Consider the following 20,197-nt stretch of genomic DNA (forward strand, 5'->3'; position numbering starts at 1 on the left):
CCGGCACATGAAATTCTTTCGCAGTACCGAATTCATCATTGCCTGCGTGTTGTTCGCGGCGATGGTTATTATCGGCCTCATCAATCCGGCTTTCTGGTCGCTGGACAATATCTTCGGCCTTCTGCGTTCCAACGTCGTAATTGGTATCATGGCGCTCGGTGTGTTGCTGGTGATGATTTCCGGCGGCATCGACGTCTCTTTCACCGCCTTTGCCATCGCGGCCATGTATCTGACCGTGCGCGCCATGGTCTATCTCGGCTATGACGGCGTGTTCATTCCGTTTGTGGCGGCAACGCTGATCGGCCTGCTGCTTGGCGCTTTCAACGGTTTCATCATCCATCGCTTCAAGATGATCCCGCTGATCGTAACGCTCGGCACCGGTTCCATCGTGCGCGGGCTGGTGCTGGGCCTTGTCGGCACCAGCATCGTCAACATCAACAAGATGCCGAAGGAACTGATCGAATTCGGCAAGACGGATGTGATCTCACTCACATCGGCCTCCGGCACGGCGTTCGGGCTGACCGCAATGTTCCTTGTCTATCTGGCGCTGGCCCTGCTGATCCACCTGATCCTCAATTATACGATGATCGGGCGCAGCGTTTATGCCTATGGCGGCTCGCCGGAAGCGGCAAAGCGCGTCGGCTTCAATACGCGCCGCACGATCTTCTTTGTCTATTGCGTGGCCGGAGCGCTCGCAGGCTTCGCGGGCCTTCTGCATTCCTCGATGATCTGGCTTGCCAATCCGCGCGATTTCGTCGGGCTGGAGCTGGACGTGATCGCAGCCGTGGTTCTGGGCGGCGCGTCAATCTTCGGCGGACGCGGCACCGTTCTCGGCACGCTGATGGGTGTTTTCATGCTCGTCATGGTCAAGAACTCACTCATCATCATGAAGGTGGACACCACATGGCAGCGCGTCGTGGTGGGCCTCATCATCATCGTCGCCACAGCCATCACCGCATGGCGCGACCGCAAAAGCATCGCCTAGAGCATGATTCCCAAAAGCGGAAACCGGTTTTGGGATAAAATCATGCTCAAACAAAGGATTAGAGCGTCATGGCGCTTCAACTTAAACACCTGCCGCTCTAGGGAGAACGCGACATGAAACAGTCTTTCGACATGCGCCGCATCCTTGGCGGAGACAACAACATCATCCAGCTCATCGTCATCACCATACTGGTCTTTGCACTGATGACCTGGATGAACCCGGACAAGTTCCTGCGCTATTACAATTTCGAATCCATCAGCTACATCATGCCGGAGCTTGGTATCCTCTCCGTCGCCATGATGATTGCCATGCTGACGGGCGGTATCGACCTTTCGGTGGTGGGCATCGCCAATCTGGCTGGCATCGTCGCCGGGGTTTATTTCCATTCTTCCATGGTGCAGGCGGCACAGACCTCCGGTTCCGGGATGCTGTTCTACACCATCATCGGCATATTGCTTGCCCTGCTGGTCGGGCTTGTAGCGGGGTTGGTCAACGGCCTGCTGATCGCCAAATTGCGCATCACGCCGATCCTCGCCACGCTCGGCACCGGACAAGTGTTGATGGGACTGGCACTGGTTCTGACCGGCGGCCCGGCCATCGTCGGCTTTCCCGACGCATGGAACTGGGTCGGCAATGGCAAGCTGTTCGGCATCGCTACACCTTTCTTGCTATTCATCGCGGTGTGCATCGTCGTGGCCATTCTTTTGACCCGCACCACGCTTGGCATCAATCTCATGCTGATCGGCACCAATCCGCGCGCAGCCGTCTTTGCCGGTATCCGCAAGGATCGCATGATTCTTTATTCATACATGCTCACCGGCGTACTTGCTTCCATAGCCGGGATCATTCTTTCAGGCCGCACCAATGCCGCCAAGTCGGACTATGGCGCATCCTATCTGCTGCAAGCCGTTCTGATCGCCGTTCTCGGCGGCACCAATCCGGCAGGCGGAAAGGGGCGCGTGCTGGGCATCGCGATCGCACTGATTGCACTGATGCTGCTTTCCTCCGGCTTTCAGATGATGCGGTTCTCCAACCACCTCATCGATTTCATCTGGGGCGCTTTCCTCATTCTCGTCATCGCGATCAACGCATCGCGCAATCAGGGCAGGTGACCCCTTATGCAGGACATCGAATTTCATCTTCGCCGTCAGGATTTTGTTGAGCAGCCGCATGTCATCGCTAATACCTATGGCCTCAGCGTCACGGCTTTTCGCTATCCAAGCGGCATCGAGGCGCTGCTGGTCGAGAACGAACGCGGCAACCTCATCGTGCTACCTTTCATGGGGCAGATGATCTGGGGCGCAGAGTTTGACGGCGTCGATCTGACCATGGGCAACAGCTTCTCCATGCCGCGCCCGGCAACCACTATCGTCGAGACCTATGGCTGCTTTGCGTTCCATAGCGGCATCCTGCGCAATGGCTGTCCTTCGCCTCAGGACAATCATCTTCTGCACGGCGAAATGGCCTGCGCGAAAATGGACAAGGCCGGCCTTTTCTTTGGTCATGACGAGCGTGGCGGCTTCGTCGAAGTCACCGGTGAATATGAATATGTGATGGGCTTCGGCGCGCATTATCTGGCACGACCAAGCGTGCGGCTTCATGCCGATGAAACGCTGTTCGACATCACCATGGACGTGGAGAACCTTTCATCCGCTCCGATGGAGCTGATGTATATGTGCCACGTCAATTTTGCCTATGCGGAAGGTGCGCGGATCGTGCAACCGGTGCCTTATACGCCGGATCACGTGCAGGTGCGCACGGCTGTTCCCGGCCACGTTACGCCCAATGATGATTATCTGTCGCTGATCGACGAATTGGCCACCGATCCAGCCGCGATGGAAGTGCTGGACGAGCCGGAGCGCTACGATCCCGAGCAGGTCTTCTATATTCGCGGACTGCCTAAAAATGCCGAAGGCAACACGCATCTGATGATGCAGCTTCCCGAAGGCGACGGCTTTGGCATTTCCTACCCGACCGAAATCTTCCCAAAAACCGTGCGCTGGATTCTCGTGAACGGGGATGCCCAGGTTGCAGCCTTTGCCCTGCCCTCGACCTGCGAGCCGGAAGGCTATCTGGCGGAAAAGGCCAAGAACAATGTGCAGGTACTGGCATCGGGCGAGCGCGCCGTTTTCCCCGTGCGCGTCGGCTATCTCGATACAACCGCCGCCGAAGAATTCGAAGCCACGATCAAGGCACTCTGAAATTTCAAAGGAACGTCTCATGACCAGAAAGATCGGAGTGGTCGGCTCCAACATGGTGGACCTCATCACCTATGTGAACCGTATGCCCGGCCCCGGCGAAACGCTGGAAGCCCCGACATTTGAAATCGGCTGCGGCGGCAAGGGCGCCAATCAGGCCGTGGCTGCCGCACGCCTTGGCGCAGATGTGATGATGGTCACGCGGGTGGGCGACGATATTTTCGCGGACAATACCATCCGCAACCTGAACCAGTTCGGTGTCGATACGCGCCATGTGCGCAAGGTTGCCGGCAAATCGAGCGGCGTAGCCCCCATCTTCGTCGAGCCATCGGGTGAAAACTCGATCCTGATCGTCAAGGGCGCCAATGCCGATCTTCTGCCTGCCGAAGTCGACAAGGCTGCCGACGATCTGAAAACTTGCGGCCTTATCCTGATGCAGATGGAAGTCCCGGTTGAGACCGTTTATCACACCATCGCTTTTGCGGCTGAAAACGGCATCGAAACAATTTTGAACCCAGCGCCTGCCGCCGCTGATCTTGATCCAGAACTTATCCGGCAGGTGACCTTTCTCGTGCCAAACGAGAGCGAATTGGCAATCCTCTCCGGCCTGCCGACCGGCACGGACGATGAAATCGTCACTGCGGCGCGTTCGCTCATCGCACGCGGCATCCGCACCGTCATCGTCACGCTCGGCGGACGCGGTGCGCGCATGATTACAGCAAGCGAAATCGTCAATATTCCACCGGTCAAGGTCACGCCAAAAGATACCACCGGCGCAGGCGACGCTTTTATCGGCTCCTTTGCCCGCTTCTACGCCGGGACCGGCAATGTGGAAGCCTCGCTTCGCAAAGCAGCGCTCTACGCGGCCCATTCCATCACCCGGCCCGGCACGCAGAAAGCCTATGCCAGTTGGGAAGAATTCGAAACGTTCTGCCGCGATCACGCCCCCTCGACCGAACGTGCCTGATCGCACTTGAACGTAATTGAACCTATGAACGGACAATGAAATGACCGACGCCCTCCCCCGCAATAACGGGACACCGCTCAAGCCGGAATGGTTTGAGGATGTGTCCGTCAACCGCAGCGCTTCCGAGCGCCGCGCCGCCACGATCAGCGCCCGCCGTTCGGTGAAAAAGGAATATCAGGCGGCGTGGCTCATCCGCGCCATCCAGTGCATAGACCTCACCACGCTTGCAGGCGATGACACGGCAGGGCGCGTGCGCAGGCTCTGCGCCAAGGCGCGCCGTCCGGTGCGCGAGGATATTCTGGAAGCGCTCGGCCTTGCAGATGCGGGCATCACCACCGGCGCGGTCTGTGTTTATCCGACCATGGTTTCCCATGCGGTGAAGGCGCTTGAAGGGTCCGGCATTCCGGTTGCCTCGGTGGCGACGGGATTTCCCGCCGGGCTGACCCCGCTGCCACTTCGCCTTGCGGAAATCACCTATGCTGTCGAACAGGGCGCACATGAAATCGACATCGTGATTACGCGTGAGCATGTACTGACGCAGAACTGGTCGGCTCTCTACGACGAGATTGCCGCCATGCGCGAAGTCTGCGGTGATGCGCATATGAAGGCGATCCTCGCCACCGGCGATCTCAACACGCTGACCAATGTTTATCGCGCCTCGATGGTAGCGATGCAGGCAGGCTCCGATTTCATCAAGACCTCGACGGGCAAGGAAGACGTCAACGCCACCTTGCCAGTGAGCCTGACCATGGTGCGGGCACTGCGCGATTATGGCGAGCTTTCCGGTCAGAGCGTCGGCTTCAAACCCGCGGGCGGCCTCAAGACCGCCAAGGACGCGCTCGCCTGGCTCACGCTGATGAAGGAAGAACTCGGCAATCGCTGGCTGGAGCCCGATTTGTTCCGCATCGGCGCATCGTCGATGCTTGGCGATATCGAACGGCAATTGGAGCACTTCGTGACCGGGCGCTACTCTGCCGCCAACCGTCACGCTGCTGCTTAAACTTGGAATTTCGCATTCTCCTACGCAAAACCGCTTCGCACTTTTGCTGGAAATGCTCGTAAGGAATATAAATATGCGACCCATCAAGGACATCCTGAAGACCATGGAATATGGACCTTCCCCCGAAGCAAACGGCGATGTGAACCTGTGGCTGGAACAGCATGGGCGTTCTTTCGGCCACTATATCAATGGCTCCTTTTTCAAACCGGAAGGCCGCAAGGCAATTGCGGTTGCCAATCCGGCCAATGGCGACAAGCTCGCCGAAATCATCTGCGGCAATGTGGATGATGTCGATCAGGCGGTGAAAGCCGCCCGCGCCGCTTTCGGCAAATGGTCCAAACTTTCAGGTTACGATCGCGCCAAATATCTCTATGCCATCGCGCGCCACATCCAGAAGCGCGAGCGTTTTCTGGCCGTGTTGGAAACCATGGATAACGGCAAGCCGATCCGCGAAACTCGCGACATCGACATTCCGCTCGCTGCCCGTCACTTCTATCACCATGCTGGCTGGGCCGAGATGGCGGAAGACGAGTTCAAGGGCTTTTCACCGGTCGGCGTCTGCGGTCAGGTCATTCCGTGGAATTTCCCGCTTCTCATGCTTGCCTGGAAGATCGCGCCAGCTTTGGCCGCCGGTAATACAGTTGTTCTGAAGCCTGCGGATCTGACGCCGCTTTCGGCCATTGCCTTTGCCGAAATCTGCCATGAAGTCGGCCTGCCCGCCGGTGTCATCAACATCGTGCAGGGTGATGGCACCACCGGCGCGGAAATCTGCGGCCATGACGGCGTAGACAAGGTAGCCTTCACCGGCTCGACGCAGGTTGGCCGCGTCATTCGCGAGCAGATTGCCGGATCGGGCAAGAAGCTGTCGCTGGAACTGGGCGGAAAATCGCCCTTCATCGTCTTTGAAGATGCCGATCTCGATGCCGCCGTTGAAGGCGTAGTCGATGCCATCTGGTTCAATCAGGGCGAAGTCTGTTGCGCAGGTTCACGCCTGCTCGTGCAGGAAGGCATTGCCGACCGCTTCTATGCCAAGCTCAGAAAGCGCCTCGAAAGCTTGCGCGTCGGCGATCCGCTCGACAAATCCAGCGATGTCGGCGCCATCGTTTCAGCCGGTCAGGTAAAGCGCATTTCCGATCTCATCCAAAAAGGCATCGAGGAAGGCGGCGAGCTCTGGCAGACGCCGAACCCGCTGCCAGCAAAGGGCAATTATATCGCCCCCGGCTTCTTCACCGATGTGGATCAGGCCTCAACCGTCTGTCAGGTGGAAATCTTCGGGCCGATTGCGGCAGCAACAACCTTCCGCACTCCGGACGAGGCCGTCGCGCTCGCCAATAATACGCGCTACGGGCTGGCCGCGTCGATCTGGTCGGAAAATATCAATGTTGCGCTCGATCTTGCAGCGCGCGTGAAAGCCGGTGTCGTCTGGATCAACTGCACCAATATGCTGGATGCGGGCGCAGGTTTCGGCGGCTACCGCGAAAGCGGCTTCGGTCGCGAAGGCGCACGCGAAGGCATGTACGAATATCTCGTCTCCGATTGGGAGAAAGCGCTCCCCTCGGCCAAAGTTGCGGACGCCTTCGTGCCATCGGCTTCGCCCTCCGGCGATGACAAGATCACCATCGACGGTATCGACCGCACGATGAAGAACTATATTGGCGGCAAGCAGGCACGCCCGGATGGCGGTTACAGCTATTCGGTCACTGGCAAGGGCGGTGCGGTCATTGGCCAGGCTGGTATCGGCAACCGCAAGGACATCCGCAATGCGGTGGAAGCGGCGACCAAAGCCGGAAGCTGGGGCGCAGCCACGGCGCATAACCGGGCTCAGGTACTCTATTATCTTGGCGAAAACCTTGATGCGCGCCGCACGGATTTCGTGGCACGGCTGATCGAAAGCACCGGCATCAACGAAAAGAAAGCGGAAGAGGAATTTGAAACTGCACTGCGCCGCATATTCTATTACGCCGCGCAGGCCGACAAATTCGACGGAGCGGTTCATTCCACCAAATCGCGTCATGTGACACTGGCGATGAACGAACCCTGGAGCGTGATGGGCATCGTCTGCCCTGATGAAGCGCCGCTTCTTTCGCTTGTCTCTCTGGTCTTGCCAGCAATCGCCATGGGTAACCGAGCGGTCGTTGTACCATCGAGCCGTCATCCGCTGATCGCCGGTGATTTCTATCAGGTGCTCGACACATCCGATGTGCCGGGCGGCGTGGTCAATATCGTCACCGGTGAACGCGATCTTCTGACGAAGACGCTTGCCGAACATGATGACGTTGCAGCGCTCTGGTATTTTGGGTCACGCGAGGGCAGCGCCATGGTCGAAAAGGCGTCAGCAGGCAATCTTAAGGCCACGTGGGTCAATAATGGCCGCCTGCCGAACTGGCACAACAAGACCGAGGGACAGGGCCGGGACTATCTGCGCCGTGCGATTCAGGTGAAGAATATCTGGGTGCCTTACGGGGCATAGATCAGAACCGAAAGGCCCGCTCCGGCGGGCCTTTTGATGCAGGGTTTTCGCGCTTATTGCGGCACCCACAAAATAGTATCGGGATTGATCCCCAACAGGAGAGCCTGTGCGACCGCTCGCGCCTTCAACTCTCCGCTTGCCTCGGGCTCGCGTGAAAGTACCCAGAAATAGCTCGGCGTAGACCCGACAATGATCGACCACTGGTAATCGTCTTCATCGATATCCACGATATTATAGCCACCGTAGAAGGGCCCGAAGAAGGAAACTTTCAACGCGCCCTCATCGGCAGATCGCACAAAACGGGCGGTTCCGGTGGCTTGCGTCCAGCGTCCCTTCCACGGGTCGAAGCCGCGATTGACCACTTTGACGGTTTGATCGGGGTTCAATGAATATTCCGCTGTCGTCCGGGTCAGGCCGCGCTCGAAACGATTTTCAAGGCGCCCGACCTCATACCAACGGCCCAGATAGTGCGTGAGATCGAAGGGTTTTACCGGTACGATACCCTTTGGAATCTGCGGTGAGCTTGCCCGCGTCAGCGCATATCCCACCGCCGGCCCTGTCAGACCAAGAGCAAGCTTTCCAAATCTCATCGTCTTCCCTTCCATTGTTGCATGAAGAGACAAACCGATGTGATGGCGATTGGTTCCGAACAGCAAACAACGCAGGCTTCCGCAGCGTCATCCCACTGTCATGCAATCGGAATAGAAGCTCCCAATCTATTTGGATTGTGGGAAAATGTTGCATTCCTCGAATATTAAAGCGGATATCGCCGTTCAGGCCGAAGGGCTGAATCTGGCCTATGGTCCGGCCACCATATTGAAGAACATTGATCTTTCACTGCCGAAGGGACAGACGCTCGCTTTGCTCGGGCCATCCGGTTGCGGCAAGACAACGCTGCTCCGTCTCGTGGCTGGCCTTCTCGCACCGACGAAGGGCTCAATCACAATCAACGGCGTCACCGTCGCCGATGCCAAGACAGGATCGTTCATTCCGCCTGAGAAGCGCCATCTCGGCATGGTGTTTCAGGATTATGCGCTCTGGCCGCATATGACTGTTTTTGGCAATGTTTCCTTTCCGCTCGAAATGCGCGGCCTCGGCCGTGCGGAACGCGAAAAACGCGTTGCCTCGGCACTCGATCGCGTCGGCCTTTCGGGCTTCGGTGAGCGCGCCATCAGCGATATGTCGGGCGGCCAGCAACAACGCGTCGCGATTGCCCGCGCCATCGTTGCCGAGCCAGGACTGGTACTATTCGACGAGCCGCTGTCCAATCTCGACCGCGAACTGCGCGAAAACATGGTCACGGAGATCGGCCAGCTTGTCGCCAATCTCGGCCTGACCGCAATCTATGTCACCCATGACCAGAGCGAAGCTTTCTCGCTTGCCGATCAGGTGGCCGTCATGCGCGCCGGTGTGATCGAACAGCTCGCCGCCCCCGAGGCGCTTGTCGCAGAACCGACGACACCGGAAGTTGCAGATTTTCTGCGGCTCGGCTGTGTCGTGCCTGTGGAGCAGCGCGACAATGCCTACAGGATTGCGCGCACCGAAATCCACATCGCCCATGGCTCTCATGCGGGACAGGCAACGCATGTCTTGTTGCCGTCGCGCTCGGTTCGCAGCGTGCCCGCAAGTGATGCAGCCATTCCAGCAACGGTCCTGCGCTCGCAGTTTCGCGGCGACGGCCATCTGACCACAGTGCGCATCGGCTCCCAGCAGGACGGCCACGAACTGACCTATCTCGACAGCATCCGCCTTTCACCCGGCGTTCCTGTCGGCATTTCCGTCGATGCCAGCCAGTTGCGCTGGTTCTCAAAATAAGACCCTTCCATCAGGCAATATCTCAGGAGGCAAACATGAAGAAATCCATTCTCGGCGCGGGGCTTGCGCTTGTCACCGCTTTGCTGGCCAGCACTGCGGCCTATGCAGATATCACGGTTTATTCGGCAGGTCCGGGCAGCCTGATCGAAAAGCTTGCCACAGGCTTCACCGCCAAGACCGGTGCGAAGGTCAACGTCTTTCAGGCGACGACCGGCAAGGTCATGGCCCGCATTGAAGCGGAAGCCGCCAATCCGGTTGTCGACGTTCTGATCTCGGCATCATGGGATACGGCAACCGACTTCGCCAAGCGTGACTGGCTGGTCGCCTATACCAGCCCGAACGCCGAAAAAGTGCCGGATTTCCTCAAGAATGAAACGGCGGTCGCGCAGGGCGTCTCTGCCCTCGGTATCGCGTGGAACCCTGCCAGCAAGACACCGAAGCCCGCCGAATGGGCCGATCTTGCCAAGCCTGAATACAAGGATCTCGTCAATCTGCCGGACCCGGCACAGTCGGGCGCGACCTTCGAGCTCGTCGCTGCTCTGCAGGCGCAGCAGGGTTGGGACCTGTTCCGGAACCTGCACGAGAATGGCGCAACTGTCGCCGGTGCCAATGCAGAAGCGTTGAACCCCGTCCTTCAGGGCGCCAAGGCCGCTGTGTTCGGCGCCGTGGATTACATCTCGCTCGCGGGCAAGGCCAAGGGGGAATCCATCGACGTTATTTTCCCGGCATCCGGCACTGTGATCGCGCCGCGCCCGGCCATGATCCTCAAATGGTCGAAGAACCAGGACGAAGCCAAGCAGTTCATCGACTACATGCTGTCCGACGAAGGTCAGAAAATGGTCGCCGATACTTATCTGATGCCATCGCGCACCGATATCCCGGCCAATCGCCCGCTGATCGGCGATCTGAAAATCCTGCCGATCGACGCCAAGGAAGTTTATGGCAAGCGCGACGAGACGCTGAAGGAATTCGGCGCCGCTTTCGCAGCCAGCAACTAATACTTTGAGGGACAGACAGATATGAAGACAGGCAGTGCGGCGGCTGGCAATCCGCTCGGATTTGTTGCGGTAGCCGGGCTCGCATTCATCGTCGCGGTGCCGTTCGTCTTCATCGTCCTTCAGGCAATCTTTCCGCAACTGGGGAGAGGCTCGCTGGCCGAGCCTTTCCTGCATCTCTCGGCCCTGTTTGAAGACCCGAAGCTTTTGCGCATGAGCCGCAATACCGTTCTGCTCGGGCTTTCGGTGGTCGTGCTTTCCTCCCTTATCGCCGTACCGCTTGCAGTGTTCCGGGCACTCTATAAGGTGCCATTCGCCGTGCTGTGGGACGTGCTGATGCTCGTGCCGTTCATGATCCCGCCTTATATCGCCACGCTTGGCTGGATCATGACCCTGCAGCCGCGCGGCTATCTTGAACAGCTCACAGGTTTCAATCTGGCTCCATTCCTGTTCTCGGTCGCAGGCATGAGCTTCGTCATGGCGCTGAACACGTTTCCGCTCGTCTATTTTGCGGTATCGCGCACGATTGAAGCAGTTGGCGCTCGCTATTCCGATGTCGGACGGGTGTTCGGGGCTTCCCCCTGGCGCTCCTTTTTTCGTATCACCCTGCCGCTGGCAACGCCCGGCCTCGCTGCAAGTCTTCTGCTGGTTTTCGCGGCAGCCATCGAAGAATATGGTACGCCCGCAGCCCTTGGACGTCGTTCCGGCTTTGACGTTCTGGTGACGGAAATTGATCTCCGCATTTCCGACTGGCCTATCGACCTTGCGGGGGCTGCCGTCTTTTCGCTGGCGCTCGTCTGCCTGTCGCTGGCCGCCTTTCTGGTCCAGCGCTGGATACTGACGCGCCGCTCCTATGTGACGACCGGCGGCAAGCCGCAGGCAAAGGACAAGCGCCCGCTCGGAGCCCTCACAATTCCCGTGGTGTTTCTGTTCGCTATCATCGCCTTTGCTGCGACCGGTGTTCCCCTACTGGCCATTCTCGCGACCGCTCTTTCCAAAACCGTGTCTGGTGGGCTGACGCCATCAAACCTCGGCTTCGACAATTTTGCCGCCATTGCCGAAAACAGCGCTGGCGGCATGCGCGCACTGGTCAACAGCCTGTCGCTCGGTGTTGCAAGTGCCCTGTTGACAGGGTTGCTTGGTGCGGTTGCCGCCTATGCCGTAGTGAAAATGCGCTTTCGCGGGCGCTTCTGGCTCGACATACTGACCGTCCTGCCAAATGCCTTGCCCGGTGTGGTCGTCGCAGTCGGCCTCATTCTGGCATGGAACCAACCCATGCTGCCTGTCTCGCCTTACAACACGCCGCTGATCCTGCTGCTTGCCTATTGCTGCATTCTTCTGCCGCAGCCGATCCGCTATGCATCGGCTGCCTTCCACCAGATCGGCGACAATCTGGAAGCCGCGGCACGTGTTTGCGGCGCAAGCAGCTTCACCGCTTTCCGGCGCATCATGCTGCCGCTGATAGCACCCAGCCTGATAACTGCGATGCTACTCGTCTTTGCAGTGGCCACGCGTGAACTCGTCGCATCGATATTGGTGGCTCCGGTGGGAATGCAAACCATCTCGATCTTCATCTGGCGTCAGTTTGAGCAAGGCTCGGTCGGCCTTGGCATGGCCATGGCATTCATCGCCATTCTCATCACCACGCTTTTACCCTTGGTTCTCATGGGGTTGTTGAAGCGCTCCGGCCTCGTTAGAACTTGATCTTCCGTTCCCGATCGGGAAATGTGCAACAGCAGGGTCGAAATTCCAGCGCCTTGAAAAGCCGGGAGAACTGTTTTGACGAAGCAAGCCGTTGTCTTGAAAAGAGAAGAATGGGCGAGGCGCGACGACGCCTGGTCCGGACGCGTCGAAGGTAAGAGATTTGGCACCGATGCGTCGATCATATTCTTCTCGACCGATGTTGTCGGGCATGGTCCCAAACTGCACCGGCACCCTTATGATGAGATTTTCATCGTTCGTCAGGGAAATGCGCTGTTCATTGTTGGCGACGAACAGATTGAAGTAACAGAAGGCCAGGTTGTCTTCGGTCCGGCAAACATGCCGCACAAATTCGTCAACCTCGGCCCCGGACGTCTGGAAACAACCGATATTCACGTTGCCCAACACTTCGAGCAGGAAGACCTCGAGTGAAATAGGGAGCAACGCCTCCCCCTCGCATTTTTGGCAGAATTATCTTGTCTTAACGCTCAAAGATGATAATTTTAGTCATGTTAATGCGACGATATCCCGACGCATTTCTTACGAAACATGTCCGGCCATGAAGCCGGATTTCCAATGAAACGCTGTCGCATACGGATCGGAACGTTTTGGGCTTCTGGCATTCGATGATCTGGCAAGCCGAAGGCATCCGGGTGGTTGCGCCGGTTCAATGGCGCGTGCTGGACGGGCTGGTCAGCGTCTATTGGGAGGCTGAAAGCCAGACGGGGGCCAATGGCTATTTCCTGTCGCACGATCCCCGCATCATGATCTTTTTTCAGGATGTTTCGTCAAACATTCGCATATCGAACGACAGCAGCGTCCTTACCCAGCATCACCGCCCGATGACGCGTGCGATCTACATACCCGCTGGCGTACCGATGTGGACGAATACGGTTTCGCTTCACCGGTTTTCGCACCTGAACCTGCATTTCCACAAGGATCGGCTGCTCAAATATCTAAGTCCGACACTCGGCACCTCCATGGCCATGGCCGCCATGCGCAGTCCAGTGGAAATTCAGGACCTTGGCGCCATAGAAACACTTGCCCGCCTGCTTGTCGATGAAACAGCCAACCCGACAAAACACGGGCTTTATGCGGAAAACCTCATCGGCAGCATTCTGACCGGACTTCTCGATATACCGGGTGAGGACAACAAGCAGGGCTATGGCCGCCTCACCATGGCGCAGATGAACAAGCTCAACGCGCGGTTCGACAGTTGCAGTGATCGCCGGTTAAGCGTCGCCGAAATGGCGGCGGCAGTGGGCCTGTCGGAAAGCTGGTTCGCCAATGTCTTCAAGCAGACAACCGGAAAGACCCCGCTGCAATGGCAAATGGCGAAGCGTATCGATCTGGCGCAACAATTGCTGGCGGATAGCAACATGACCGTCGCCGGCATCGCAGCACAGCTCGGGTTCACCGATCAGGCTCATCTGACCAAGGCTTTCCGTCAGGTGGTGGGGGAAACGCCAGCCGCATGGCGGCGCTTCCAATCGAACCGGTAAACACTCCCGGATTGCAGGCTCCGCCGCCTGTTTCCGGCGGAGCTGCTCATCCTACCAGGTGCGGCGAAGCGTTGCCGTGATCTCGCGACCGGGATTGTAGAAATCCGCTCCGAAACCGCCATAGGCGACGTATTTCTTATCGAACAGATTGCTGACATTGACCTGAAGCGCCGAGTTGTCCAGGAACTCGTAGGTGAATGCGGCATCAAACACGATGTTGCCGCTGGTGCCCGACGTATTGGCTGGCGTGAAGTAATACGCGCCGATATAGCGACCGCCGACACCGATTGTCATGTCACCGCGACGACCGCTACCCTCGATCTTGTAGTTCGCCCAAAGCGAGGCAAGATGCTTGGAAACAAACTGCGGACGGTTGCCCTCATTGCCGCCGGTACCGTTCTCGACGATCTCCGGGTCCATATAGGAATAGGCCGCGATCAGGTTGAGATTGTTCGTCAGCTCGGCCTTGGCTTCCAGATCGATACCGCGAACGCGAACCTCGCCAATCGTGGATGGCTGAAGCGTGATTGGATCGTTAACCGAAATATTGTTCTTGGTCAGGTCGTAAACGGACGCAGTGAACAGGGCCGGAAATGCGGTCGGCTGGTATTTCACGCCGACTTCGATCTGTTCGCCCCTCTCAGGATCGACGCCAATGGCCGGAGGAGCGACCGATTCAGCATAGCTCGTATAGACCGCCCATTCATCGGTTACCCGATAGGTGAGGCCGAAGCGGCTGGTGAACTCGCTCAGATCGCCAGCCGTCGTCTTGTTGCTGAGATTGTTTGTCTGCGACAGGTCGAGCCAATCGTTGCGCAGGCCCACGCTGGCGATCAGCTTTTCCGCGAATGTCAGATCCTGCTGAAAGTAGATCGCCTTGGTCTTTTGCCTGGTCGATGTATTGCCGATCAGCGGCAGGTTGACCGGAGCACCGGTAAAGATCGGATTGGTCCAGTCGATGCTCGGTGCCGGGCCCCAGAGCGTCTTGTTGGTGGCCGAATAATTATTGTATTCGACGCCGGCCATCGTCCGGCTTTCAAACCGGTCAAAGCTAGTCTCATATTTCAGGTTCGCATCGCCCACGAAGTTCTCGGCTGAAGCTTCATTCCCGAAGAAGTCGCGCTTGGCAATCGTGGAGCCATCGGTCGGTGTGGCCGAAATATAGGCATAGCCGAAATCGGTGTCCTGCTTGCTGTAACGCCCGTTGGCGCTCACGCTCAAACCATTGCCGAAATCATGATCGAACATGGCGCTGACAGTATTTCTGTCAGTGCCGCGATAGTTGAAATCAGGTTCGCCGAAAAAGCGGCTTCGGTTGAAATTAGTGCCAACCGGATGCCCCCCGCTTCCGGGCACGCCATTGCGGTGAAGATGATCGAAGATCACCGTCAGATTGGTCGCATCGCTCGGACGCCACGTCAGCCCGCCCATGATGAACTTTTCATCGTCGCGCGAATAATCATATTCGGCGTCGGAATCCTTGAACTTGCCGGTGAGGCGATAGGACAGCGTTTCGTCGCCGGTCAGATTGTCACCGAAATCGAAGCCGACTTCCTTGTGGTTGAAGGAGCCACCTGTGACATAGGCCTCGCCAAAGCGCTCGCGCTTCGGGCGCTTGGTCACATAATTGACCATGCCGCCCGGATCGGAAACACCGAAAGCCGTGGAGCTAGCGCCTTTCAGAACTTCAATCCGTTCAAACGCATATGGTTCTTCCCTTATGCCGCCAAAGGGACGCCCAAGGGACAGCCCGTCGCGATAGGTATTGGCATCGAAACCGCGTATCTGGAAAAAGTCGAACCGGTCATCCGACCCGTAGAAATTGGTGGAAACGCCTGCCGTATATTGCAGCACCTGCTCGACGGTCTGGGCGTTGCGCTCCTGTATTTCCTTGGCAGTGATGACCGATACGGAGGCTGCCGTATCCATGATGTCCGTTGCCATCTTGCCGCCGCCGGTGGTTCTCGTCGCGACAATCGACTTGGAATCGTCGTCACGTCCGCCAGACCCATCAACCGTAATGGTCTTGAGCACTGTCGGCGCTTCCGTTGTCTGCGCCTGCTGTGCCAAAGCCAGACCCGGCATCGATACGACAAGCGCCGTGCATCCCAGAAGAATAGCCGTGCGGTAGCGAACCCGGGTGGTTTTCTTCATCTCAGCGGTCTTTTCAATGTCCATGGTCAGGTCCGATATGCAGTTTGCGGCAATCGCTTTCGGCGACGGTTTTCAAATCGTGGAGACATCGACCAGCGTTGCGCTCAACGACCGGATGAGCCCGATCATCGAAGCCATAAAGAAACTGAAATTGTCCCCGGATCGCCTCTAACTTGAGAAGCTTTGTCCAGTATTGTAGAAAACTGCTTTTTTGTAGGAAATCACGGTTAATTCGCAACAGCTTCATCAAGGTGAGAGCTTCGGCCTTGACGCAATGGGTTTAACTTGAGAGTGAAAGGCCACTTTATACACAAGGAGAATGCGCCGGATGACTTGGTCCATTCGCTCTCTCGTTTTCGTTGCTCTGTCCTGCTTGGCGATCATCGCGCCGCAAGCGGTTCAAGCTGGTGAGAAAACAGCCTATCCGATTGTTATCAAACATGCTTTTGGAACAACAACGATAGAAAAAAAGCCGGATCGGATCGTCACCGTCGCCTGGGCGAACCACGAGGTTCCCCTTGCACTCGGCGTGGTTCCCGTTGGGTTTGCACGAGCCAATTTCGGTGATGACGACAATGATGGCCTCTTGCCATGGGTGGCCGCAAAGTTGAAGGAACTCGGCGCTGATACGCCTGTACTTTTCGACGAAGGCGACGGAATCGATTTTGAGGCCGTGGCAGAAACGCAGCCCGACGTCATCCTCGCATCCTATTCCGGCCTGAGCCAGTCCGACTATGAGACACTCAGCCAGATCGCCCCTGTCGTTGCCTATCCCGAAGCGCCCTGGTCCACTGACTGGCGCGACATGATCCGCCTCAACAGCGCAGGCATGGGCATGGCGGAAGAAGGCGAAGCACTGATCGCAAAGATCGAAGGCGAGATTGCCGAGACGGTCAGCCAGTATCCGCATCTCAAGGGCAAGTCGGCCATGTTCGTCACGCATCTCGACACGACGGACCTGAGCACGGTCAATTTTTACACCACCAACGATACGCGGGTGAGATTCTTCAAGGACCTTGGCCTGAACTCACCCAAAAGCGTGGTCGACGCCTCCAGGCCGGGGCAGTTCTCGGGCTCCATCAGCGCCGAGCGCGTCGACATGTTCGATGACGTGGACATCGTCGTGACCTATGGCAGTCAGGAATTGCTGGATGCCATGAAGGGCAATCCGCTTCTCGCCAGCATGCCAGTGGTCAAAAACAACGCAATGGTCATGCTGGGCAGAAATCCGGTCGGAACTGCGGCCAATCCCACACCGCTTTCCATTTCCTGGGTGCTGAAGGACTATGTCGCCCTTCTCGCCGGTGCGGCAGATAAAGCAAAATGACCTTCGCCCGCATCCGGCGCTCAAGCCAGCCGATCACTATATATCGGTCCAACAAAGCAAGGACCGGCTGGCTCGGCACTGTCGTCCTTCTTCTCGTGATCCTTTGCGTTCTATCCGTGTCGCTCGGCACGCGCGACGTGCCGTGGCCTGACATTGTCGCGGCCTTGCGTGGCCATATGGACACCGTCGGACAAGCCGCTGTCGCCATGCGCATTCCGCGCACCTTGCTCGCACTTCTCGCCGGAGCGGCACTCGGGCTGGCGGGCGCAATCATGCAGGGCATAACCCGAAATCCGCTGGCAGATCCCGGCATTCTGGGCGTCAATATGGGCGCATCGCTCGCCGTCGTCATCGGCGTTGCCTGGTTCAATATCGTTTCTGCACCAGCCTATATCTGGGCAGCCATATTCGGTGCCGGTTGTGCCGCCGTCTTTGTCTATATGGTTGGGTCGCTTGGCCGTGGCGGCGCGACGCCGCTGAAGCTAGCGCTGGCAGGTGCAGCCACGTCGGTGGCATTTTCCTCGTTGGTTATCGCCATCGTGCTGCCCCGCAACGACATCGCCGGCGGCATTCGCGCATGGCAGATCGGCGGCGTTGGAGGTGCAACTTTCGACCGGCTTTCTTATGTGCTGCCGTTTCTCGCTGTCGGTTTCATTGTCAGCCTTCTATCGGCGCGCAAACTGAACTCGCTCGCGCTTGGCGACGAACTTGCCGCCGGATTGGGAGAAAAAGTTGCCGTCGCACGCGCTGTTGCGGCGCTCGGCGCAATTCTGCTCTGCGGCGCAACCACCGCCATCTGTGGTCCCATCGGATTCGTGGGTCTGGTTGTGCCGCATCTCTGTCGCCTGCTGACAGGCGTGGATCACCGCTGGCTGCTACCATTCTCGGCCCTCAGCGGAGCCTGTCTCCTGCTTGCTGCCGATATTGTCGGGCGACTCATTGCCCGCCCTGCCGAACTCGATGTCGGGATCGTCACCGCCCTGATCGGCGCGCCGTTCTTCATCTGGATCGTCAGGCGCCAACGGGTTCGCGAGTTGTGACCATGCTACATTCCACCGCCGATCTTATCGCCCGAAATCGCCGTAGCCGCATCCGCAAGCGCAATCTTGTCATCGGTCTGCTTCTGCTCATTCTCGTCGCCCTCTTCCTGCTCACTTTAATGCTGGGCCAATCATTCACCCCGCCGAAAGATGTTGTGCGGGTGCTTATGGGCGCAGATGTTCAAGGCGCAAGCTTCACAGTCGGCAAGTTGCGCCTGCCGCGCGCCGTCCTGTCCATACTTGCGGGGCTGAGCTTCGGTCTCGGCGGCATCGCATTCCAGCTTATGCTGCGCAATTCGCTCGCAAGCCCTGATATTATCGGCATCAGTTCCGGCGCAAGTGCTGCGGCTGTTTTTGCAATCATTGTGCTGTCGCTCAGCGGCCCCATCGTTTCAATCTTTGCCGTTGTGGCTGGGCTCGCCGTCGCGCTGACCGTCTATGGTCTTTCCTTCAGGAACGGGGTCGCCGGAACCCGTCTTATCCTCGTTGGCATCGGCGTGTCGGCTATGCTCGAAAGCGTCATTGCCTATATTCTTTCAAACGCGCCCGCCTGGAGCCTGCAGGAGGCCATGCGTTGGCTCACCGGCAGCGTCAACGGCGCAAGGTTGGATCAGATGCTTCCGCTTCTGGTTGCCCTGATCGTTTTCGGCGGGTTGCTTTTAAGCCGCTCGCGCGATCTCGAAGCATTGCGGCTGGGCGACGACAGCGCCGCAGCATTGGGAACCAATGTCGGGCGAACCCGGATCATCATCATCATTGCCGCCGTCGGTATGATAGCTTTCGCCACTGCCGTTTCAGGCCCCATTTCTTTCGTTGCCTTTCTGTCCGGCCCGATTGCCGCACGCATCATCGGCAATAACGGTTCCCTGCTCGTCCCGTCTGCGCTGATCGGAGCTATACTCGTCCTCGCCGGCGATTATTGCGGACAGTTCCTGCTGCCGGGCCGCTATCCGGTCGGCGTTGTCACCGGAGCACTGGGCGCTCCCTATCTCATCTACCTCATCATACGCGCCAACCGCAGCGGGGCATCCCTATGACCGATCACACCCTCATCGTGCGTGAGCTGACCACCGGCTATGGTGACAGGCTTGTGCTGGACGGTCTCGATCTGGAGGCCCCCTCCGGCAAGGTGACCGCAATTGTCGGGGCGAACGCCTGCGGGAAGTCCACGCTTTTGCGAACGATGTCCCGGCTTCTGGCCCCACGCCACGGGCAGGTGCTGCTTGACGGCAAGTCGATCCACACGCTCCCCTCCCGGCAACTGGCACAAACGCTCGGCCTGCTGCCGCAATCGCCGATCGCGCCGGAGGGCATATTGGTTGCCGATCTGGTCAGTCGAGGTCGAAACCCTTATCACGGCGTTTTCTCGCATTGGACGCGGGCCGATGACGAAGCAATCGCTGCGGCACTCGAAGCAACCAGGACAAGCGAACTGGCCGACAGGCCGGTAGACGAACTTTCCGGTGGCCAGCGCCAGCGTGTCTGGATTGCAATGGCGCTGGCGCAGCAGACCGATATTCTCCTGCTGGACGAGCCGACGACCTTTCTGGATATCAGCCATCAGGTCGAAGTTCTGGACCTCCTCACCGACCTCAACCGGGAGCGTGGAACCACAATCGTCATGGTTCTGCATGATCTCAATCTTGCTGCCCGCTATTCGGATTTTCTGGTCGCAATGGCTGATGGACGGCTGCACGTAACCGGGACGCCTGACGAAGTGCTGACGGAACAAAATATCCGCGATGTCTTTCATCTGGAAAGCCGCATCATGACCGACCCGACCTCCGGTCGCCCCATCATGCTTCCATTGGGGCGGCATCACCTCCGGCAAGATCATCTTGAAAGGCAGCTCGAACCCTCAGACGGATAGCCGCCAACGCGGTAACAACCTTTTCAGACTCCTCCTTTCTGCCGATTTCATAGCGCCGCGATCCGATGATCGCGGCGTTTTTCGTTCCGGTGCAGTCACAACGCGGTACATCATGAGGGAACCCTATAATTATCTATAATAATTTAGCTTGAGTCACTAGATGACTTGCAGAT

The 20,197-nt window shown here is 58.0% G+C and carries 18 protein-coding genes; 16 read left to right on the forward strand and 2 right to left on the reverse strand.

What is annotated here, in order from left to right:
• The first annotated feature begins 7 nt into the window (after positions 1 to 7).
• The 6 genes from F9K91_RS01400 to F9K91_RS01425 all read left to right on the forward strand — a co-directional run bounded on the left by F9K91_RS01400 (position 8) and on the right by F9K91_RS01425 (position 7,620).
• The gene (locus F9K91_RS01400; protein ID WP_121995424.1) at positions 8 to 985 is read left to right on the forward strand and encodes an ABC transporter permease; all 978 of its coding nucleotides are present in this window, start codon (positions 8 to 10) and stop codon (positions 983 to 985) included.
• 113 nt (positions 986 to 1,098) lie between these two features.
• Entirely contained in the window at positions 1,099 to 2,097 is a 999-nt protein-coding gene (locus tag F9K91_RS01405) for an ABC transporter permease (RefSeq protein WP_151556262.1), read from the forward strand.
• A 6-nt stretch (positions 2,098 to 2,103) separates the two neighbouring features.
• The gene (locus F9K91_RS01410) at positions 2,104 to 3,186 is read left to right on the forward strand and encodes an aldose 1-epimerase family protein (RefSeq protein WP_151676997.1); all 1,083 of its coding nucleotides are present in this window, start codon (positions 2,104 to 2,106) and stop codon (positions 3,184 to 3,186) included.
• Positions 3,187 to 3,205: 19 nt separating this feature from the next.
• Positions 3,206 to 4,150 carry a ribokinase gene (gene rbsK / locus F9K91_RS01415; protein WP_151676998.1) on the forward strand — a complete coding sequence of 315 codons (945 nt, stop codon included), beginning with the start codon at positions 3,206 to 3,208 and terminating at the stop codon, positions 4,148 to 4,150.
• A 40-nt stretch (positions 4,151 to 4,190) separates the two neighbouring features.
• Positions 4,191 to 5,150: a deoxyribose-phosphate aldolase gene (gene deoC, locus F9K91_RS01420; protein WP_151556265.1), complete on the forward strand. Its 960-nt coding sequence runs from the start codon at positions 4,191 to 4,193 to the stop codon at positions 5,148 to 5,150.
• 73 nt (positions 5,151 to 5,223) lie between these two features.
• Positions 5,224 to 7,620: an aldehyde dehydrogenase family protein gene (locus tag F9K91_RS01425; protein ID WP_167522141.1), complete on the forward strand. Its 2,397-nt coding sequence runs from the start codon at positions 5,224 to 5,226 to the stop codon at positions 7,618 to 7,620.
• 53 nt (positions 7,621 to 7,673) lie between these two features.
• Here the strand turns inward: F9K91_RS01425 and F9K91_RS01430 are convergent, their stop codons facing one another.
• Positions 7,674 to 8,210, reverse strand: coding sequence for a lipocalin family protein (locus F9K91_RS01430; protein WP_151676999.1), 537 nt, complete (start codon positions 8,208 to 8,210; stop codon positions 7,674 to 7,676).
• Positions 8,211 to 8,355: 145 nt separating this feature from the next.
• On the opposite strand from F9K91_RS01430, the gene F9K91_RS01435 reads away from it, so the two are divergent.
• The 5 genes from F9K91_RS01435 to F9K91_RS01455 all read left to right on the forward strand — a co-directional run bounded on the left by F9K91_RS01435 (position 8,356) and on the right by F9K91_RS01455 (position 13,633).
• Positions 8,356 to 9,435, forward strand: coding sequence for an ABC transporter ATP-binding protein (locus F9K91_RS01435; RefSeq protein ID WP_151677000.1), 1,080 nt, complete (start codon positions 8,356 to 8,358; stop codon positions 9,433 to 9,435).
• A 35-nt stretch (positions 9,436 to 9,470) separates the two neighbouring features.
• Positions 9,471 to 10,433, forward strand: a complete 963-nt coding sequence (locus F9K91_RS01440; RefSeq protein WP_151677001.1) for an ABC transporter substrate-binding protein — start codon at positions 9,471 to 9,473, stop codon at positions 10,431 to 10,433.
• A gap of 21 nt (positions 10,434 to 10,454) precedes the next feature.
• Positions 10,455 to 12,134, forward strand: a complete 1,680-nt coding sequence (locus F9K91_RS01445; RefSeq protein ID WP_151677002.1) for an ABC transporter permease — start codon at positions 10,455 to 10,457, stop codon at positions 12,132 to 12,134.
• Between the two features lie 75 nt (positions 12,135 to 12,209).
• Positions 12,210 to 12,563 (forward strand): cupin domain-containing protein, encoded by a 354-nt coding sequence (locus F9K91_RS01450; protein WP_151677003.1) that lies wholly within the window; start codon positions 12,210 to 12,212, stop codon positions 12,561 to 12,563.
• Positions 12,564 to 12,739: 176 nt separating this feature from the next.
• The gene (locus tag F9K91_RS01455) at positions 12,740 to 13,633 is read left to right on the forward strand and encodes a helix-turn-helix domain-containing protein (protein ID WP_151556353.1); all 894 of its coding nucleotides are present in this window, start codon (positions 12,740 to 12,742) and stop codon (positions 13,631 to 13,633) included.
• 51 nt (positions 13,634 to 13,684) lie between these two features.
• On the opposite strand, the gene F9K91_RS01460 is transcribed toward F9K91_RS01455, so the two are convergent.
• A complete protein-coding gene (locus F9K91_RS01460; RefSeq protein ID WP_151677004.1) occupies positions 13,685 to 15,811 on the reverse strand; it encodes a TonB-dependent siderophore receptor in 2,127 nt (708 codons plus the stop codon).
• On the opposite strand from F9K91_RS01460, the gene F9K91_RS25850 reads away from it, so the two are divergent.
• The 5 genes from F9K91_RS25850 (at position 15,804) to F9K91_RS01480 (ending at position 20,024) form a co-directional block, all read left to right on the forward strand.
• Positions 15,804 to 15,959, forward strand: coding sequence for a hypothetical protein (locus tag F9K91_RS25850; RefSeq protein ID WP_167522143.1), 156 nt, complete (start codon positions 15,804 to 15,806; stop codon positions 15,957 to 15,959). The two genes, F9K91_RS01460 and F9K91_RS25850, sit on opposite strands and share 8 nt — an antisense overlap.
• 156 nt (positions 15,960 to 16,115) lie before the next feature.
• Entirely contained in the window at positions 16,116 to 17,114 is a 999-nt protein-coding gene (locus F9K91_RS01465; protein ID WP_151556351.1) for an iron-siderophore ABC transporter substrate-binding protein, read from the forward strand.
• Positions 17,111 to 18,154, forward strand: a complete 1,044-nt coding sequence (locus F9K91_RS01470) for a FecCD family ABC transporter permease (RefSeq protein ID WP_151556350.1) — start codon at positions 17,111 to 17,113, stop codon at positions 18,152 to 18,154. The genes F9K91_RS01465 and F9K91_RS01470 overlap by 4 nt, the downstream gene beginning before the upstream one ends.
• A gap of 2 nt (positions 18,155 to 18,156) precedes the next feature.
• On the forward strand, positions 18,157 to 19,191 hold the full coding sequence (locus tag F9K91_RS01475) for a FecCD family ABC transporter permease (protein WP_151677005.1): 1,035 nt from the start codon (positions 18,157 to 18,159) through the stop codon (positions 19,189 to 19,191).
• On the forward strand, positions 19,188 to 20,024 hold the full coding sequence (locus F9K91_RS01480) for an ABC transporter ATP-binding protein (RefSeq protein WP_151677006.1): 837 nt from the start codon (positions 19,188 to 19,190) through the stop codon (positions 20,022 to 20,024). Before F9K91_RS01475 ends, F9K91_RS01480 begins: the two co-directional genes overlap by 4 nt.
• Positions 20,025 to 20,197 lie beyond the last annotated feature (173 nt).

This window comes from Brucella tritici, from assembly GCF_008932295.1.
GTDB classification, from domain to species: Bacteria; Pseudomonadota; Alphaproteobacteria; order Rhizobiales; family Rhizobiaceae; genus Brucella; species Brucella tritici.

Excerpts from the sequence above, each read along its gene's own strand:
- F9K91_RS01400 (WP_121995424.1), top strand. The coding sequence starts at position 8 with ATGAAATTCTTTCGCAGTACCGAATTCATCATTGCCTGCGTGTTGTTC.
- F9K91_RS01405 (WP_151556262.1), top strand. The coding sequence starts at position 1,099 with ATGAAACAGTCTTTCGACATGCGCCGCATCCTTGGCGGAGACAACAAC.
- F9K91_RS01410 (WP_151676997.1), top strand. The coding sequence starts at position 2,104 with ATGCAGGACATCGAATTTCATCTTCGCCGTCAGGATTTTGTTGAGCAG.
- rbsK (WP_151676998.1), top strand. The coding sequence starts at position 3,206 with ATGACCAGAAAGATCGGAGTGGTCGGCTCCAACATGGTGGACCTCATC.
- deoC (WP_151556265.1), top strand. The coding sequence starts at position 4,191 with ATGACCGACGCCCTCCCCCGCAATAACGGGACACCGCTCAAGCCGGAA.
- F9K91_RS01425 (WP_167522141.1), top strand. The coding sequence starts at position 5,224 with ATGCGACCCATCAAGGACATCCTGAAGACCATGGAATATGGACCTTCC.
- F9K91_RS01430 (WP_151676999.1), bottom strand. The coding sequence starts at position 8,210 with ATGAGATTTGGAAAGCTTGCTCTTGGTCTGACAGGGCCGGCGGTGGGA.
- F9K91_RS01435 (WP_151677000.1), top strand. The coding sequence starts at position 8,356 with ATGTTGCATTCCTCGAATATTAAAGCGGATATCGCCGTTCAGGCCGAA.
- F9K91_RS01440 (WP_151677001.1), top strand. The coding sequence starts at position 9,471 with ATGAAGAAATCCATTCTCGGCGCGGGGCTTGCGCTTGTCACCGCTTTG.
- F9K91_RS01445 (WP_151677002.1), top strand. The coding sequence starts at position 10,455 with ATGAAGACAGGCAGTGCGGCGGCTGGCAATCCGCTCGGATTTGTTGCG.
- F9K91_RS25850 (WP_167522143.1), top strand. The coding sequence starts at position 15,804 with ATGTCCATGGTCAGGTCCGATATGCAGTTTGCGGCAATCGCTTTCGGC.
- F9K91_RS01460 (WP_151677004.1), bottom strand. The coding sequence starts at position 15,811 with ATGGACATTGAAAAGACCGCTGAGATGAAGAAAACCACCCGGGTTCGC.
- F9K91_RS01465 (WP_151556351.1), top strand. The coding sequence starts at position 16,116 with ATGACTTGGTCCATTCGCTCTCTCGTTTTCGTTGCTCTGTCCTGCTTG.
- F9K91_RS01470 (WP_151556350.1), top strand. The coding sequence starts at position 17,111 with ATGACCTTCGCCCGCATCCGGCGCTCAAGCCAGCCGATCACTATATAT.
- F9K91_RS01475 (WP_151677005.1), top strand. The coding sequence starts at position 18,157 with ATGCTACATTCCACCGCCGATCTTATCGCCCGAAATCGCCGTAGCCGC.
- F9K91_RS01480 (WP_151677006.1), top strand. The coding sequence starts at position 19,188 with ATGACCGATCACACCCTCATCGTGCGTGAGCTGACCACCGGCTATGGT.